18 protein-coding genes, 1 pseudogene and 1 other annotated feature (1 of these 20 only partly in view) are annotated in these 15950 nt (G+C 56.8%); of the genes and pseudogenes, 1 reads left to right on the top strand and 18 read right to left on the bottom strand.

Annotated features, from left to right (window positions below; genetic code table 11):
• Positions 1 to 78 (bottom strand) — a sequence feature (ribosomal protein L10 leader region); it reaches 80 nt to the left of the window's first position.
• 65 nt (positions 79 to 143) lie between these two features.
• From rplA to PV407_RS09450, 14 genes are all read right to left on the bottom strand, one after another.
• On the bottom strand, positions 144 to 836 hold the full coding sequence (gene rplA / locus PV407_RS09385) for a 50S ribosomal protein L1 (protein ID WP_332089658.1): 693 nt from the start codon (positions 834 to 836) through the stop codon (positions 144 to 146).
• Between the two features lie 83 nt (positions 837 to 919).
• Positions 920 to 1345, bottom strand: coding sequence for a 50S ribosomal protein L11 (gene rplK / locus PV407_RS09390; RefSeq protein ID WP_332089659.1), 426 nt, complete (start codon positions 1343 to 1345; stop codon positions 920 to 922).
• Positions 1346 to 1577: 232 nt separating this feature from the next.
• Complete coding sequence (gene nusG, locus PV407_RS09395; protein ID WP_332089660.1) at positions 1578 to 2111, bottom strand: transcription termination/antitermination protein NusG; 534 nt, start codon at positions 2109 to 2111, stop codon at positions 1578 to 1580.
• Between the two features lie 18 nt (positions 2112 to 2129).
• Positions 2130 to 2339 carry a preprotein translocase subunit SecE gene (gene secE / locus PV407_RS09400; RefSeq protein WP_332089661.1) on the bottom strand — a complete coding sequence of 70 codons (210 nt, stop codon included), beginning with the start codon at positions 2337 to 2339 and terminating at the stop codon, positions 2130 to 2132.
• 252 nt (positions 2340 to 2591) lie between these two features.
• On the bottom strand, positions 2592 to 3236 hold the full coding sequence (sigH, locus tag PV407_RS09405) for an RNA polymerase sporulation sigma factor SigH (protein ID WP_332089662.1): 645 nt from the start codon (positions 3234 to 3236) through the stop codon (positions 2592 to 2594).
• 93 nt (positions 3237 to 3329) lie between these two features.
• The gene (locus PV407_RS09410) at positions 3330 to 3842 is read right to left on the bottom strand and encodes an NYN domain-containing protein (protein WP_332089663.1); all 513 of its coding nucleotides are present in this window, start codon (positions 3840 to 3842) and stop codon (positions 3330 to 3332) included.
• A 19-nt stretch (positions 3843 to 3861) separates the two neighbouring features.
• Entirely contained in the window at positions 3862 to 4605 is a 744-nt protein-coding gene (gene rlmB, locus PV407_RS09415; RefSeq protein ID WP_332089664.1) for a 23S rRNA (guanosine(2251)-2'-O)-methyltransferase RlmB, read from the bottom strand.
• Positions 4606 to 4609: 4 nt separating this feature from the next.
• Positions 4610 to 5023, bottom strand: a complete 414-nt coding sequence (locus PV407_RS09420; RefSeq protein ID WP_332089665.1) for a Mini-ribonuclease 3 — start codon at positions 5021 to 5023, stop codon at positions 4610 to 4612.
• A 10-nt stretch (positions 5024 to 5033) separates the two neighbouring features.
• The gene (gene cysS / locus PV407_RS09425) at positions 5034 to 6431 is read right to left on the bottom strand and encodes a cysteine--tRNA ligase (protein WP_332089666.1); all 1398 of its coding nucleotides are present in this window, start codon (positions 6429 to 6431) and stop codon (positions 5034 to 5036) included.
• Entirely contained in the window at positions 6412 to 7098 is a 687-nt protein-coding gene (epsC, locus tag PV407_RS09430; protein WP_332089667.1) for a serine O-acetyltransferase EpsC, read from the bottom strand. The genes cysS and epsC overlap by 20 nt, the downstream gene beginning before the upstream one ends.
• Before the next feature lie 428 nt (positions 7099 to 7526).
• Positions 7527 to 8993 (bottom strand): glutamate--tRNA ligase, encoded by a 1467-nt coding sequence (gltX, locus tag PV407_RS09435; protein WP_332089668.1) that lies wholly within the window; start codon positions 8991 to 8993, stop codon positions 7527 to 7529.
• Positions 8994 to 9030: 37 nt separating this feature from the next.
• Positions 9031 to 9513 (bottom strand): 2-C-methyl-D-erythritol 2,4-cyclodiphosphate synthase, encoded by a 483-nt coding sequence (gene ispF / locus PV407_RS09440; RefSeq protein WP_332089669.1) that lies wholly within the window; start codon positions 9511 to 9513, stop codon positions 9031 to 9033.
• Positions 9510 to 10220, bottom strand: coding sequence for a 2-C-methyl-D-erythritol 4-phosphate cytidylyltransferase (ispD, locus tag PV407_RS09445; protein WP_332089670.1), 711 nt, complete (start codon positions 10218 to 10220; stop codon positions 9510 to 9512). The genes ispF and ispD overlap by 4 nt, the downstream gene beginning before the upstream one ends.
• A 70-nt stretch (positions 10221 to 10290) precedes the next feature.
• Positions 10291 to 11376 carry a PIN/TRAM domain-containing protein gene (locus PV407_RS09450; protein WP_332089671.1) on the bottom strand — a complete coding sequence of 362 codons (1086 nt, stop codon included), beginning with the start codon at positions 11374 to 11376 and terminating at the stop codon, positions 10291 to 10293.
• Positions 11377 to 11542: 166 nt separating this feature from the next.
• Here PV407_RS09450 and PV407_RS09455 point away from each other — a divergent pair, with 166 nt between their 5' ends.
• Positions 11543 to 11938 carry a DUF1573 domain-containing protein gene (locus PV407_RS09455; RefSeq protein WP_332089672.1) on the top strand — a complete coding sequence of 132 codons (396 nt, stop codon included), beginning with the start codon at positions 11543 to 11545 and terminating at the stop codon, positions 11936 to 11938.
• Positions 11939 to 12030: 92 nt separating this feature from the next.
• Here PV407_RS09455 and pssA read toward each other — a convergent pair whose 3' ends face one another.
• The 4 genes and pseudogenes from pssA to PV407_RS09475 form a co-directional block, all read right to left on the bottom strand.
• On the bottom strand, positions 12031 to 12789 hold the full coding sequence (pssA, locus tag PV407_RS09460) for a CDP-diacylglycerol--serine O-phosphatidyltransferase (protein ID WP_332089673.1): 759 nt from the start codon (positions 12787 to 12789) through the stop codon (positions 12031 to 12033).
• 98 nt (positions 12790 to 12887) lie between these two features.
• Complete coding sequence (gene disA, locus PV407_RS09465; RefSeq protein ID WP_332089674.1) at positions 12888 to 13964, bottom strand: DNA integrity scanning diadenylate cyclase DisA; 1077 nt, start codon at positions 13962 to 13964, stop codon at positions 12888 to 12890.
• 46 nt (positions 13965 to 14010) lie between these two features.
• The gene (gene radA, locus PV407_RS09470) at positions 14011 to 15378 is read right to left on the bottom strand and encodes a DNA repair protein RadA (protein ID WP_332089675.1); all 1368 of its coding nucleotides are present in this window, start codon (positions 15376 to 15378) and stop codon (positions 14011 to 14013) included.
• A 175-nt stretch (positions 15379 to 15553) separates the two neighbouring features.
• Positions 15554 to 15950 (bottom strand): annotated as a pseudogene (locus PV407_RS09475) (ATP-dependent Clp protease ATP-binding subunit); the annotation flags it as partial.

Raw genomic sequence — 15950 nt, forward strand, 5'->3', positions numbered from 1 at the left:
GCTTTATCGCAACACCTCGGTAGGCAAATTTTTAAGCCTCGCGGCGCCTACTGTCTACGGTTCACATATTCGTTTTCATAAAACCCATAACAGATTACCACGTCCGCTCGCAAATTGCAAATGGCACCATTTGCCGGGCGGGTTTATCTGAACGTTTGCGGGTTGACGCGTACGCTCGGTCCCATCGTCGACGAGACGGCGATGTTGCGCAAGTATACGCCTTTGGCCGCCGCCGGCTTCGCACGAACGAGTGCTTCCACAAGCGCGCGGAAATTTTCCTGCAGCTGCTCGGCGCTAAACGATACTTTGCCGATCGGCGCGTGAATTTGTCCGGCACGGTCGAGACGGTACTCGATTTTACCGGCCTTGATTTCTTTCACGGCATTCGCCACATCGAACGTAACCGTACCGGCTTTCGGGTTCGGCATCAAGCCTTTGCCCCCGAGCAGACGGCCGAGTTTGCCGACTTCGCTCATCATGTCCGGCGTAGCTACGCAGACGTCGAAATCGAACCAGCCTTGCTGGATTTTGTTGATCAAGTCTTGGTCCCCTACGAAATCCGCGCCGGCCGCTTCGGCTTCTTTCGCCTTGTCGCCCTTCGCGAACACGAGAACGCGTTTCGTTTTGCCCGTACCGTTCGGAAGTACGACTACGCCGCGCACGGCTTGGTCCTGCTTCTTCGGGTCTACCCCGAGACGAACGGCAACTTCGACGGTTTCGTCGAATTTGGCGGGAGCTGCCTTCTTCACCAGTTCAATCGCTTCGGCCGGCTCGTAGCTGGCGTCCGCATTGACCAGTTTGGCAACTTCTTGGTACTTCTTACCGCGTTTTGCCATGTCAAAAAGTCCTCCTTTGTGGTGTTAGCGGAAAATCCTCCCACTGTGCGGCGCTAGGTCCGCGAAAAAAAACGTGCGAAACATCAGTCTTGAATCGTAACGCCCATGCTGCGAGCGGTACCTTCGATCATCCGCATTGCGGCTTCGACCGAAGCGGCGTTCAGGTCCTGCATTTTTTGTTCGGCGATTTGACGAACGACGTCGCGTTTCACGGTAGCCACTTTTTTCTTGTTCGGTTCGCCGGATCCTTTTTCGATCTTGGCGGCTACGCGAAGCAGAACGGCAGCCGGAGGAGTTTTCGTTTCGAACGTGAACGAACGGTCCTCGTATACCGTAATGACGACCGGAATGATCAAGCCTGCTTGATCGGCGGTACGGGCGTTGAACTCTTTACAGAAAGCCATGATGTTGACCCCTGCTTGACCGAGTGCCGGACCGATCGGCGGCGCCGGGTTCGCTTTCCCTGCCGGAACTTGCAGCTTTACCATCTTGATAACCTTTTTAGCCATGCGTTGCACCTCCTAGCGCATAAAGTGGTGCGAGCGGAGCCTTGCGGCGCCTCCCACGACAGAAGGCCTACCCGTTACGAATAGACCCCGGAAACCGAATATGACCGTCTGCGATCCGATTTTGTTTTAGAAATCGGATTGACAGGCATCCGGAATCGACTTCCCGATTTCGCAAGGCTTTTAACCTCTAAAAGCGGTCCGGCAACCCCGAATTGCTTCGATCAAAAAAGACTTATATTTTTTCCACCTGAGTATATTCCAACTCAAGCGGGGTTTCCCGTCCAAACATGTTGACGTGCACTTTCAGCTTCGCCTTGTCGATCAAAATGTCCTCGACCGTACCGACGAAGTTGGCGAACGGTCCGACTTTGACGCGGACGGTTTCCTTGAGCTCGAAGTCGATCTTCGGCTTCGGGTTTTCGATACCCATATGCTTCAGGATGCTGTCGACTTCCTCCGGCAAAAGCGCCGTCGGTTTCGAGCCGGAACCGGTCGAGCCGACAAATCCGGTTACGCCCGGCGTGTTGCGCACGACGTACCAGGAATCGTCCGTCTGAATCATCTCGACGAGAACATAGCCGGGGTACACTTTCCGCATGACGGTCTTTTTCTTGCCGTCCTTGTTCACGATCTCTTCTTCCATGGGAACGAGAACGCGGAAAATTTTGTCCTGCATGTTCATCGATTCGACGCGCTTTTCCAAGTTCGCTTTTACTTTGTTTTCATACCCGGAATAGGTATGTACGACGTACCATCTTTTTTCCATATCGTCACCCAGCCCCCATTAGTCGAACAGGCGCAGGATTTCGCTCAGCCCGAGGTCGATCAGCCAAAAATAGATGGTTACGAACGTGCACGTCGCAAATACTACGATCGTGTAGCTGATGAGCTCCTTGCGGCTTGGCCATTTGACCTTCTTCAGTTCAGCCCAGCTGTCGGAGAAGAAGGAAAACGTCGAGCCGAAGCCTTGCTTCATTCTTTGCAGAAACGTCACGATTACCCCTCCAAACCTGCGGCTAGCCGTATTCGCGACAAATAAAAAAAATCCCGAAAATAGGGCTACCTGAACTAATTTATCATAGACTTCAAGGCGTGTCAAGAAAACGCCCTCGTGCGTGCCGCGCCCGGTCGCTTGTACAAGCATTGCCATTCCGCCCGGATTGTAAACCTAGCGCCTTGATCGTAGGGGCAAACGAAAAAAAATAGAAACGGCATTCTTTCTCCGATGCGGGCGAAAGAATGCCTCTTAAACGTCGCGAACTTCCAAGTAACGCTCCAGCTTGCGCTTGACCCGCTGCAGCGCGTTGTCGATCGATTTCACGTGACGGTCCAGATCGACGGCGATTTCCTGGTACGAGCGGCCGTCCAAATAGAGCATGAGCACTTTGCGCTCCAGGTCGCTGAGTATTTCGCCCATTTTGTCTTCCAGTCCGCTGAATTCTTCCTGGTTGATAATAAGCTCCTCGGGATCGGTTACGCGAGTGCCGCAGATGACGTCCAGCAGCGTTCGATCGGAATCTTCGTCGTAGATGGGCTTGTCCAGAGAAACGTAGGAGTTGAGCGGGATATGTTTTTGCCTCGTGGCGGTTTTGATGGCGGTAATGATCTGCCGGGTAATGCACAGCTCGGCGAAAGCTTTGAACGTGGCAAGCTTGTCCTCTCGGAAATCGCGAATCGACTTGTAAAGACCGATCATGCCTTCCTGAACGATATCTTCGCGGTCGGCTCCGATCAAAAAATAGGAACGGGCTTTGGCTCGAACGAAATTTTTGTATTTGTTGATCAAATACTCCAGCGCCTCGCCGTTGCCTACGCGAACCGATTCGACCACTTCTTCGTCGGACATCAGGTCGTATTCGTGCATTCTCAGTTCTTTGAGGTCGATGCTCACCCGTATCCCTCCGACTGCAAGCTAAAGCTAGCGCTATAGCAACAAAAGATAGGATTAGTATACATTATGTAATCTGACATCGTCAACAAGCGGCTACAGGCCGCGCCGCCACTTCTCGAACTTCTCGCGAAGCTCGTCCGACAGCTTGCTGTCGAGCGAATTTTTCGCGGGGGAAGCCGTCTCCTCGATCTTCGTCCGAATCTCCTTGCGAATTTCCTTGACGGCGAACAGCAGCTCCCGCGCCGGAAGGCGGAGAGCCCCTTGCCCGAACGTCACGTGCTGCTCGACCGAGTCGGAGGTGGCGACGTGGATTTGCACCCTTCTTCCTCGCAAATCGGCTACGAGTCTCTCGATTCGCTCGTCGGCCGTTTCTTTTTCCCGCGTATAGAGCACTTCGATCTGGCGCTGCCGGTATTTGCCCCCGAGCCCCGGCACCCGGTAAGCGTCGAAGACGCAGTATACTTTGTTGCCTTTGTAAGCCTGGTAGTCGGCCAGCATGTCGATCAGCTTGTCCCGCGCCTCCTCCAAGCTGACGTCCTTCAGCTTGTTCAGCTCGGGCCAGGCCCCGATGATGTTATAGCCGTCGACGATGACAACGTGTTTCATCTCGCCTTACACCGGCGGGCTACGAAAGGCCCCGGCCGCGTTGGCGGACGACTTCGTACATGAACACCGAGGCGGCGACCGAGGCGTTCAGCGAATTGATTCGCCCGTGCATCGGCAGCTTGACGAGAAAATCGCATTTCTCCTTGATCAGCCGGCCGATGCCGCGATTTTCGTTGCCGATGACGATCGCGAGCGGCACTTTGAAGTCGGCGTCGTAAACGAGCCCGCTGGCTTCCACGTCCGCGCCGGCGACCCATATGCCCGCTTCCTTCAGCGTATCGATCGTCTGCGCGATATTGGTCACGCGGGCGACGGGGACGTACTCGACGGCTCCGGCCGACGTCTTCGAGACGGTCGCGGTAAGGCCGACCGAGCGCCGTTTCGGAATGATGACCCCGTGCACCCCGGCGCAGTCGGCGCTGCGGAGAATGGAGCCCAAATTGTGCGGGTCTTCGATCTCGTCCAATATAAGCAAAAACGGCGCCTCGCCGCGGGAATTCGCCCGCGCAACGAGCTCCTCGACGTCGACATAATCGTGGGCGGCGGCCTGCGCGACGACGCCTTGATGCGGCACGTCGCTGACCATCTGGTCCAGCTTGCGCTTGTCGACGAACTGGACGACGAGGTTTAGTTTTTTCGCTTCCGCCACGATCGGCTGCGTATGGTGCTTTTGCGCTTGTTCGGCGATCCATATTTTGTGGATCGTCCGTCCCGACCGGAGCGCTTCGAGCACGGCATGTTTGCCGGCAATCCATTCTTCCATGTCGCTATCTCCTCGGTTGTTCCAGGATCAGCCCGAGCAGCTCCCCAAGCCGATCGAACCGTTTCGTATAATACAAATAGCCGAGCAGGCACTCGAACGCGGTGCTGTGGCGATAGTCGGCCACGTCGGCGTTTTTCGGGATCGTCCCGGACTTGGCGTTGCGTCCGCGCTTCACGACGTCTGTCTCTTCCGGCGTCAGAAGCGGCATCAGCGCATGCAGCGCGCTCGCCTGGGCTTTCGCCGAAACGTACTTGACCGCCTCGCGGTGCAAATGGTTCGGGCGGTGGTTCGGGCGCGAGATGACGAACTGCCTGACGGCCATTTCGAACACCGCGTCGCCCATATACGCCAGCACGAGCGGATTCAATTGATTCGGCTCCTTGGCCGGGTCGTACATAAACAGATTCGTGTCGGTCATCCGTTCACCGTCATTTGCGGCGCCAGCGCAAGCCTTGCGGCGTATCCTCGAGCTGGATTCCTTTCGCCGTCAGCAAATCGCGGATTTCGTCGGCGCGCGCCCAATTTTTGCTCTTTCGGGCTTCCGTCCGCTCGGCGATCAGCCGCTCGACTTCTTCGTCCAGCAGCTGCTCCTCTTCCTCCGCTAGTATGCCCAAAACGCCGTTCAGCTCCCGAATCGCCTCCAGCAGCAGCTTCAGCGTCGCGGCGTTCGCGTCCGCCTTCGTCATGTAGCCGTTGCTTTCCGCGATCAGATCGAATACCGCCGTAAGCGCGTCGGCCGTATTGAAGTCGTCGTCCATTTTATCGCGGAACTCCGCCTTGATCCGGGCAACCGAGGCTGCAACCGCTTCGTCCGCTTCGCCGTCCGGAGCGACTCCGATCCGGTGCTTCAGGTTGGCCACGCCGTTCTCGATGCGCTCCAGCCCGCCGGCGGCCTGCTGCAGGCCGTCTTCGCTGAAGTTGAGCGGGTTGCGGTAATGCGTGGACAGGAAGAAAAAGCGCAGCGCCTGCGGTTTAACGCGTTGCACGAGCTGGTTGACGTTGACGCCGTTTCCGAGCGATTTCGACATTTTTTCGTTGTTGATATGAATGTAGCCGTTGTGCATCCAATAATTGGCGAGCGGCTTGCCGGTCGAGCATTCCGACTGGGCGATTTCGCATTCGTGGTGCGGGAATTGCAAATCGTGGCCGCCGCCGTGAATGTCGAGCGTGTCGCCCAAATATTTGCGCGCCATCGCCGAGCATTCGATATGCCAGCCGGGCCGCCCTTCGCCCCACGGGCTCGGCCAATGAATTTCGCCCGGCTTCGCGCCTTTCCACAGCACGAAATCTTGCGGGCTTTCTTTGCGCTCGCCGACCTCGACCCGGATGCCGAACTGCAGCTCCTGCAAGTTTTGATGCGACAGCTTCCCGTATTCGGGGAATTTTTCGGTGCGGAAATAGACGTCCCCGCCGCTTTCGTAAGCGTACCCTTTCTCGATCAGATCGGCGATGAGCGCCACGATTTCCCCGATATTTTCGGTGACCCGCGGATTGACGGTCGCCTTGCGCACGCCGAGCGATTCGATATCTTCGTAATAGGCGGCGATAAATTTTTCGGCGATATCGGTGACCGTTTCCCCGGTTTGCTCCGATTTGCGGATCAGCTTATCGTCGACGTCGGTAAAGTTGACGACATAGTTCACTTCATAGCCGCTCATTTCCAGGTACCGTCTGACGACGTCGAAAAAAATGGCCGGCCTTGCGTTCCCGATATGGATGTAGTCGTACACGGTCGGACCGCACACATACATGCTCACTTTGCCCGGCACGATCGGCACGAACGTTTCTTTGACGCGAGTCATCGTGTTATACACTTTTAGACTCATACGTATGAACCCCTCCGTTTGTTTGCCGCAGCTCCTGCCGCAGCCGCTCGACTTCTGTTTTCAGATCCTCGATTTGCTTCTCCATATGCCGCAGCGATTCGATCAGCGGATCCGGCAGCTTGTCGTGATCCAGCTTGTGCTGCATGCTGACGCCGTCTCGTTTGACGATGCGCCCGGGATTGCCGACGACGGTGCTGTTCGGCGGCACTTCCTTCAGAACGACCGCGTTCGCGCCGATCTTCGAATTGTCTCCGACCGTAAACGAGCCGATCACCTTCGAGCCGGAGCCGACGACCACGTTGTTGCCCAGCGTCGGATGGCGTTTCCCGGTTTCTTTGCCCGTTCCGCCCAGCGTCACTCCTTGATACAATACCACATCGTCGCCGATTTCGCATGTTTCCCCGATGACGACGCCCATCCCGTGGTCGATGAACAGCCGTCTGCCGATTTTCGCCCCGGGATGAATTTCGATGCCCGTCATAAAACGGCTGACCTGCGAGATGATGCGGGCGACCGTAAACCATCTCCGGCGGTAAAACGCGTGAGCCACACGGTGCGCCCAGACGGCGTGCAGACCGGAATACGTCAGCACGACTTCGAATATGCTGCGCGCGGCCGGGTCGTTGTCGAATACGGCTTGAATGTCCGATCTCATGTTGCGGAACATGGACTCACCTGCTTTCTTTCGTCGAAGATGCGAACCGCAGTCAGCGGTCGGTAGTTCCGGGATTGCGAATGGAACGAATTCGGCACAAAAACGAAAAAGCTCTGCAGCCCGTAGGCTGCAGAGACGTATAGACGCGGTTCCACTCTGCTTGGACAGCCGCGCGCGCCCGTTCCCGGCTAAACCCGGACGAGGCAAAGGACTGTCCCACTTCGAATCCGTAACGCGGATTAACGGCAGCGCCTACCCTGCGCGGGGCAGCTCGGCGGTGCGGCTCGCGGGCGCATTTCCGTTACCGCGGGAATGGGCAACTCGCAGCCGGCGATTCGTTCGCCGATTGCCCTCTCTGGAAAACCCGGTCGTCACGTACTTTCCCGTTCGACGCCTGTCATTTTGTTCATCCTGCTTGAAATTAAACCAAGTATACAATATCAGCGGTCCACTGACAACAGCTTTCGCAGCCGCTCCGCGACGCGGCTTTGTCCGAGCAGCGCGATCGTTTGGTTCAAATCGCGGCCGTGCGTCTGCCCGGTGAGCGCGACCCGTACGGGCATGAACAGCTGTTTGCCTTTATAGCCGGTTTCCTTCTGCACCGTTTTGAGCATCGCCTGAACCGATTCCGGCGTAAACTCGCTCGCCTGCTCGATAAGCCGGGCAAACGCGCGCAGCACCTCGGGAACGTGGGCTTCCTCCAGCACGGCGCGGCCTTCCTCCTCGAACTCCGGCTCCTCCCGGAAAAACACGTCCGTCAAAGGCACGATGTCGGCGGCGCAGTTCATCTGCTCCTGGTACAGCGCGACGAGCGATTTCACCCAATTCCGCTTCGCGTCGTCCAGCCGCTCGGGAATGCGGCCGGCTTTTTGCAAATGCGGAATCGCCATCTCCGTCACCCGCTCCGGATCGGCCTTTTTCAAATAATGGTTGTTCATCCAGCTCAGCTTGTTCGTGTCGAACGCCGCCGGACTTTTCGACAACCGGTCCGCGTCGAACGCCGCGATCAGCTCGTCCCGCGAAAAAATTTCGTTCTCGCCTTCCGGCGACCAGCCGAGCAGCGCGATGAAATTGAACATCGCCTCCGGCAAATAACCGAGCTGGTCGTACTGCTCGATAAACTGAATGATCGACTCGTCGCGCTTGCTCAGCTTTTTCCGCTGTTCGTTGACGATGAGCGTCATATGCGCGAACTGCGGCGGCTCCCAGCCAAGCGCTTCATAGATCATCAGCTGCCGCGGCGTATTCGAAATATGGTCCTCTCCGCGCAGCACGTGGGAGATCTCCATCAGATGGTCGTCGATGACGACGGCGAAATTGTACGTCGCGATGCCGTCCTTCTTGATAATGACGAAGTCGCCGATCCCGTCCGATTCGAACGCGATGTCGCCCTTCACCTGATCGCGGAACGTGTACGTTTTCCCTTCCTCGACGCGAAAACGGATGCTCGGCACGCGCCCTTCGGCCTCGTAGGCGCGGCGCTGCTCGGCCGTCGTCTCCCGGTGCTTGCCGGAATAGCGCGGCGTTTCCCCGCGGGCGGTCTGCTCCTCCCGCTCCTTCTCCAGCTCTTCCTCGGTACAGTAGCAGTAATACGCCCGTCCGGACGCGATCAGCCGTTCGGCGTATTTCCGGTACAGGTCGAGCCGCTCCGTTTGGCGGTACGGGCCGAACGGGCCGCCGACGTCCACGCTTTCGTCCCAATCGACTCCGAGCCATTTCAAATACGTCAGCTGGTTTTCTTCCCCGCCGGCCACGTTCCGTTTGACGTCGGTATCTTCGATGCGGATGATGAATTTGCCGTTATGATGCCGCGCGAACAAATAGTTGAACAGCGCCGTCCGTGCGTTGCCGATATGCAGATGGCCGGTCGGACTCGGCGCGTAACGGACGCGAATCGGTCTTGTCATCGTCATGCCTGCTCCCTTTGGTTCGATTTGTAAGCGATCATAGCATATTTTTTTGCAAACAGACAACCGCCTGAGCGGCGATTCCTTCCCCGCGGCCGGTGAAGCCGAGCTTCTCCGTCGTCGTCGCCTTGACGTTCACCTGCGACACGTCCGCTTCGAGCACGCTCGCGATCCGCTCCTGCATTTGCGGAATATAGGGCGCCATCTTCGGCTTCTGGGCGATAATCGTCGCATCGAGGTTGCCGAGCGCGTAGCCCGTTTGTTTCGCCAGCGCCCATACGTGCTCCAGCAGCTTGACGCTGTCCGCGTCTTTATACGCCGGGTCGGTATCCGGGAAATGTTTGCCGATATCCCCTTGCCCGAGCGCCCCGAGAATGGCGTCGGCGATGGCGTGCAGCAGCACGTCCGCGTCCGAATGGCCGAGCAGCCCTTTCTCGAAAGGAATGTCCACGCCTCCGATGATGCATTTGCGCCCTTCCGCCAATTGATGCACGTCAAAGCCTTGCCCGATTCGAATCATGTCGGATCTTCCCTTTCCCCTTGTAGTTGGTCCAGCAAACGCTCCGCGAGCAGCAAGTCGTCGGGCGTCGTAATTTTGATGTTCGTATAGTCCCCTTCGACGACATAGACGGAATGGCCGATTCGCTCGACCAGCATCGCGTCGTCCGTACCGACGAAGCCTTCCCGGGCCGCGTGGTCGTGCGCCTGGCGCAGCAGGCCAAGACGAAAAGCCTGTGGGGTTTGCACCGCCCACAAGCTTTTCCGCTCCGGAGTCGCGTCGATCCGCCCGGAGTCGCTCACGACTTTGATCGTATCTTTAACCGGCACCGCGAGCACGGCCCCTCCGGCTTCATAGGCTTTATGCAAGCATTCCGCGATTTTCGCTTCCGTGACGAACGGCCTTACGCCGTCATGCACCGCCACGACGTCGAGTCCTTCCGGCAAGCGCTCCAGTCCGATGCGCACCGAATGCTGGCGCTCTTCCCCGCCCGAGGCGACGGCCGCGACCTTCGAAAGCCCGTACCGCTCGACGTACGTGACGCACCGTCCGATATCCTCGCTTCCGGTTACGAGCACGATCGCTTCGATTTCCGGCATCCGCTGAAACGTCTCGAGCGTATGCACCAAAATCGGCTTGTTCCGCAGCTGCAAATATTGTTTGCTTTCGGACGTTCCCATCCGCGTTCCTTTGCCCGCCGCCACGATGACGGCGCCGTATCTCGCCATTGCTTCTTCCCTGCCCCGCTGGATTCCGATTATGTTCGGGCGTTTCCCGCCCTATCCTATCATAATCGTTTTACTGCGCTTTTTCCAACAGTTTCGGCTTGGCGAATATCATCCGGCCGGCCGACGTTTGCAGCACGCTCGTCACGAGCACCTCGATCGTGGCGCCGATATACTCGCGTCCGCCTTCCACGACGATCATCGTGCCGTCGTCCAAATAAGCGACGCCCTGCCCCTGCTCCTTGCCGTCCTTGATCACCTGCACGAGAATTTCTTCGCCGGGCAGCACGACCGGCTTGACCGCGTTGGCCAAATCGTTGATGTTCAGCACCGATACGCCCTGCAGCTCGCATACTTTGTTCAGGTTGAAATCGTTCGTGATAACTTTGCCCTGCAGCGCCTTGGCCAGCCGCACCAGCTTGCTGTCGACCTCGGATATTTCCTCGAAATCCCCTTCGTAGATCAATACTTTGACGTCGAGCTCTTTCTGGATTTTGTTTAAAATATCGAGTCCGCGCCGTCCGCGATTGCGCTTCAGCAAATCGGAGGAGTCGGCGATGTGCTGCAGCTCCTCGAGCACGAATTCCGGGATGACGAGCGTTCCTTCGATGAAGCCGGTTTTGCAAATGTCGGCAATGCGGCCGTCGATAATGACGCTCGTATCCAAAATTTTATGCTCGTCCTTCTGCGGCGCCCCTTTCTTTTTGCCGCCGAAGCCCGATGTCAGCACATGCAGCAAATCTTCCCGCTTCTGGTAGCCGATCCGGAATCCGTAAACGCCGAGCAACGAAGTCAATACGTACATGAGCGCCGTCCCGACCCAGCCGGCTTTCGTCAAAGCCGGCAGAAGCAGCGCCGAAATGACGAGCCCGAGAATGAGACCGATCAGTCCCGACAACAGATCGAGCGTCGGCGTCTTGACGATGCGGTCTTCCAGCGTCCGTATCCGCTCCGCTCCGTACCCGAGCAGCAGCGCCGACGCGGCATAAAAGAGAACGGCGCCGATACCGGCGGCCCAATAAGCCGGTCCCGCAAGCTGTTCCACGCCGAGTATAGGACGTACGAATCTTAACAAAAATTGCTCGATCGCCCCGCTCCATCCGTAACCCAGCAAGCCTCCCGCAATAGCGAGCACAAACTGAAGTTGGCGTTTCGCCATGCAACTTTCACCTCCATAATGACACATGCTTGTTCTCATTACCAATTATGAACCAATTTCCGTACGCCTAATCGGGACGAGTAAACTTTTTCCTGCAAATTGAACTTTAGGACCGATTCTTTTATAATGAAACGTAGCGAGATTATGGAAATTCGAGGTGAATGGAATGAGCGGCTTAACGTTAAAGCAGTTTCAAGAGCAAGTTTCCGATTTGCTACTCCGTCACCGAAGTTTGCTGGACGTCTTGTCCAAATCGCAGCAATCGAGCGCATCCGTCAATCGCAGCGTCATCAAGTCGGTCACCGAATGCGGCTGTATTTCGCTCGAGGCGAACAAGCAGCCTTATCCGGACGACATGAGTCTGGAGGAGGCGAAGGCGTTGACCCAGACGCACGTGAAAGGGCAGTTGTGCGAAAACTGCATCGACGCGATCACCGTGCAGCTCGGCAAGCATTTGTTTTACCTGTCCTCGCTGTGCAACCTGCTCGACCTGGACCTGGACGATATTATCGCCAAGGAATCGCAAAAATGTTCGACGCTCGGCTTGTTCAATTTATCGTAAAGACCGCGGCGAATCGCCATAAAACAATAAAAGCATTTATTTTCTGATATCGCAGAAAATAAATGCTTTTTATTTTCGATATGGGTTCACGGTCAGCCGTGCGTTTCCGACTTCGTCGGCTCGTCGATCGGGTTCGCCCGTTTCCTGCGGCGAAACATACGTCTAGCGTTTTTTTTTAGTCCGTTCAGTCCGTACAGCGCATAAATGAGCAGAGGAATGAAAATAAGCTTGGATAAAAGTCCCGGATAGATGATCGCAAGCGTTACGGCCCCGGCCACGATGATCGGCGTAAGCCACAGCGCCGTTTTCGGAATGCCCACTTTTTTGAAATTCGGATATTTCACGGTGCTGACCATCAAGAACGACAAGACGAGCGTGCTGGCCAGCAAAATCGCCGAAGGAATTTCGTTATGAAACAGCGCGAGCGTACTGAGCACGCTGCCGGCCGCCGGAATCGGCAACCCGATGAAGTAGCCGGGCACGCCGGATATGACGTTGAACCGGGCCAGCCGAAGCGCGCCGCATATCGGAAAGACGGCGGTCACGATCCACGCCAGCGCGGAAGCCTCCATATTTTGAAAAGCGACGACGTACATAATAAAAGCCGGCGCAACGCCGAACGAGATGACATCGGACAAAGAATCGAGTTCCTTTCCGAACTCGCTCTGCGCGTTCAACGCTCGCGCCACGCGGCCGTCCAGCCCGTCAAGCAGCATCGCCACGATGACGAATATGGCCGCCAACTCCGCGTTTTTGTTGTCCGCGCCCGAATTAAACGCCAAAATGATTGCAATAATCCCCAGAAACAAGTTACCGACCGTAAACATGCTGGGAATTGAATTTCTGATCATGAAAGGCTCCACCTCTACCCTTTACTATGCCCCAAAGCAACGCGAATCAGTCCTCGCGCTCCGGGTAACGCGAACCTATCTTCTGATTGTAGGTCAACTTATATATGTCTGTCAATGAACAATTGCTCTTGGATCCGCTTCAAACCTTCCTTGATCGCCCGGGCGCGCACTTCCCCGATGCCGTCGACCTCGTCCAGTTCTTCGATCGTGGCCATGACGATATGGGGCAGCCGTTCGAACCGTTCGACCAGATTCTGGATGATGATCGCGGGAAGACGGGGCAGCTTGTGCAGCATCCGGTAGCCGCGCGGGGATACCGTTTCCTCCATCATCGTATTCGTATGCGGATAGCCGAGCAGCCGAATGATGTTTTGCTGGTCCAGCAGCTCTTCGGACGTCAGCTTTTTCAGCCCCGCGGCGATTTCCTTCGTCTTCTCGTCGCTGCAATCCCGGCAGTAGTCTTTAATGACGAGCAGCGCTTCGTGATCGACGTTGCCTACGAGCTCGTCGAGCTGCATGCTGATGAGGCGCCCTTCCGTTCCGAGCTCGTTGATGTATCGTTTAATCTCGGCTTTGACGCGAAGCACCATCTCGAACCGCTGGATGACGTTCGCCACCTCGTACAGCGTGACAAGCTCCTCGAACTCGGTGGCGCCCAAATTCGTCAGCGACTGGTCGAGCACGGCCCGGTATTTTTCCAGCGTTTGAATCGCCTGGTTCGCTTTCGTCAAGATGACGCCGATATCTTTAAGCGAATAGCGCAAATTGCCTTGATAGACCGTAATGACGTTGCGCCGCTGCGAAATCGACACGACGAGCTTTCCGGTCTGCTTGGCGACCCGCTCCGCGGTCCGGTGCCGGATGCCGGTTTCGATCGACGGAATCGACGAATTCGGAATGAGCTGCGTATTGGCGTACAAAATGCGCTTGATGTCTTCGCTCAGGATGATCGCCCCGTCCATCTTGGCCAATTCGTACAAATAGTTGGGCGAGAAATCGCAATTGATGGAGAAGCCTCCGTCCACGATTTCCATGACGCCCGGGCTGTAGCCGACTACGATAAGCGCTCCGGTTTTGGCCCGAAGCACGTTTTCCAGCCCTTCGCGAAACGGTGTGCCGGGCGCCACCAGCTGCAAAATTTGCTGCATGACGTCCCGCTTCGTATCGTCTTTCACTGTAAAGCCTCCTTATCGATCCCCGGTACTTCTGTTGCCGTTTCCGTTATTCCAATGCGGCCGCGAGCGCTTCCGCCACCGTTTCCACTCCGATAATGTCGAGCCCTTGCGGAGGCGTCCATCCTTTCAGGCTTTTGCGCGGCATAATGACGCGCTTGAAGCCGAGCTTCTGCGCTTCCTTCACCCGCTGGTCGATGCGCGATACGCCGCGTACTTCGCCGGTCAAGCCGATTTCGCCGAATACGACGTCGAACGGCTGCGTCGGCCGGTCCTTGAAGCTCGAGGCGATGGCGACCGCCGCCGCCAAATCGACCGCCGGTTCGTCCAGCTTGACGCCGCCGGCCACGTTCAGGTAAGCGTCCTGGTTTTGCAAAAAAAGGCCGACCCGCTTTTCCAATACGGCGATAATGAGCGAAAGCCGGTTATGGTCGATCCCCGCCGACATGCGCCGCGGACTCGGGAAGTTCGTGCTGGACACGAGCGCCTGAAGCTCGACGAGCACCGGACGCGTCCCTTCCATGCTGGCGACGACCGTGGACCCGGATACGCCGAGCGGCCGTTCGGACAAAAACAGCTCGGAAGGGTTCGTCACCTCGCGAAGTCCGTTTTCGATCATTTCGAAAATGCCCATTTCGTTCGTCGAGCCGAACCGGTTTTTCACCGCCCGCAGCAGCCGGTACGAATGATGCCGCTCCCCTTCGAAGTAAAGCACGCAGTCGACCATATGCTCGAGCAGGCGCGGACCGGCGATCGCTCCTTCCTTCGTGACGTGGCCGACGAGCACGGTCGCGATTCCTTTGATCTTAGCTATTCGCATAAAATGTCCCGTACATTCGCGAACTTGCGCGACACTGCCGGGAGCCGACGTTACCGCGGAGTGAAACACCGTTTGGATCGAGTCGACGACCATAAAGTCGGGCTTCTCGTTTTCGATCGCCTCTTCGATCAGCTCGACGTTCGTTTCGCACAGCACGAACAGCCGGTCGGACAAAGCGTTCAGCCGGTCCGCCCGCATTTTCAGCTGGCGCACCGATTCTTCGCCGGATATGTACAGCACCTTCAGTCCGGCGGACGTCATCTGGTGCGACAGCTGCAGCAGCAAGGTCGATTTGCCGATGCCGGGGTCGCCCCCGACCAATATTAAGGAGCCGGGTACGACCCCCCCGCCGAGCACCCGGTTCAGCTCGTTCATGTCGGATAAAATCCGGTTTTCGACACTGCTCTCTATATGTATGATCGAAGTCGCTTTTTCTTTCGTCTGCGTCAAGGCGGAATGAAAGCCTTTGGACTTGCCGGTCATCTCCACTTCCTCGACCATACTGTTCCAGGCGCCGCAGCCCGGACATTTGCCGAGCCATTTCGGCGACTCGGTTCCGCATTCCTGACAGCAAAATTTCGTTTTTGTTTTCGTCATTGTTCGTTCCTCTTCGAAAGCGATTGTATCCAAAGTGTACCATTTCGCGGAAGCAAAGAAAACCCTGTGAGCGTACCGGACGGCATCACGACATGCAAAAAAGGCATTCCGATTATCCGCAAAGGATAACCGAAATGCCCTGACTTTGCAACCCGGCGATTCGCTCGGCCCGGGATTAGTTTTTCGTGACGACGAGCTCGCCGTCGACCTCGTCGATCGTAAGCGTATCGCCTTTGGAGATATTGCCGCGAAGCAGCTCTTCGGACAAACGGTCCTCGATATGCTTCTGAATCGCCCGGCGAAGCGGTCTCGCTCCGTAAGTCGGGTCGAAGCCTTCTTTCGCCAAAAACGCCTTGCCCTTCTCGGTGAGCGTAAATTCGACGTTTTGCTCGCGCAGCCGTTTGCTCAGCTCGTCGGACATGAGGGATACGATGCGGGCGATATGCTCCTGCTCCAGCGAGTGGAACACGATAATTTCGTCGATCCGGTTCAGGAACTCCGGACGGAAGCTTTTCTTCAGCTCGCCCATCACTTTATCCTTCATGTTGTTGTAGTCGCGGCCGGCATCGTCG

Origin of the sequence: Paenibacillus sp. GYB003, assembly GCF_036577625.1 — a bacterium.
GTDB lineage: Bacteria > Bacillota > Bacilli > Paenibacillales > NBRC-103111 > Paenibacillus_AB.